Genomic DNA, 843 nt, shown 5'->3' with positions numbered 1-843 from the left:
GTCTCAATTAACTGAGCTTTTACAAAAGCTGTATTTCCTGGGATAACTTGGAGATTGATCATCTTATCCATCAATTCAGCTGACTCAATATTGTCTTCAGCCAGTTGCAAACTTTTCACGATTGATTTTGGCAATTCGTAGACATAGGTGTTGTCTCTCAAAGGAATTTTGACAATACCTAGTTCTTTGATATCTCGGGATACAGTTGCCTGAGTGGCAGTGATGCCTGCCTCTTTCAAATGTTCTACAATTTCTTCTTGTGTACCGATTTGATAATCTGTCACAAATCGTCTAATTTTTTCAAGTCTCTCTTTTTTATTCATTTTTAAATTGACTATGCGCCCTCTCTACTACTTCTTCAATTTCAGCAAGAACCTGATTGCTTGCTGACTCTTCTTTTTTCAAATACGCTAAAAACTCAATATTTCCATGTCCACCTTGGATGGGAGAAAAGTCCAATCCAAGGACTGAAAAGCCTTCCTCTACTGCCATAGCTGTGACAGATTCAAGGACATTCTGATGAACCTTGGCATCACGAATGATTCCATTTTTCCCAATCTGCTCACGTCCTGCCTCAAACTGGGGCTTAACCAAAGCCACAACCTGACCCTGATTAGCCAAGACACGGTGCAAGGCCGGAAGAATCAGACTGAGAGAAATGAAACTCACATCAATACTAGCAAAGCTCGGCTCCCTCTCAAAATCAGTCTTTTCAGCATATCGAAAATTGAACTGCTCCATGCTGACAACTCGTGGGTCTTGGCGTAATTTCCAAGCCAACTGATTGGTACCGACATCAACTGCAAAGACAAGTTCAGCACCATTCTGTAGCATGACGTCTGT

At 41.3% G+C, this 843-nt stretch carries 2 protein-coding genes; both read right to left on the bottom strand.

The genetic code is table 11. The features are described 5' to 3' along the window. Window positions 1-323: arginine repressor (locus SMIDD26_RS04345; RefSeq protein ID WP_246746895.1), on the bottom strand; the 323-nt coding region annotated here is incomplete at its 3' end. Continuing rightward, window positions 316-843 (bottom strand): TlyA family RNA methyltransferase (locus SMIDD26_RS04340; RefSeq protein ID WP_246746894.1); only part of this gene is annotated, 528 nt, incomplete at its 5' end. The genes SMIDD26_RS04345 and SMIDD26_RS04340, both read right to left, overlap by 8 nt.

Origin of the sequence: Streptococcus mitis, from assembly GCF_001579035.1 — a bacterium.
Taxonomy (GTDB): Bacteria; Bacillota; Bacilli; order Lactobacillales; family Streptococcaceae; genus Streptococcus; species Streptococcus mitis_J.
Note: the sequence above shows the minus strand (reverse complement) of the source record. Positions and strands in the feature narration are given on the sequence as shown.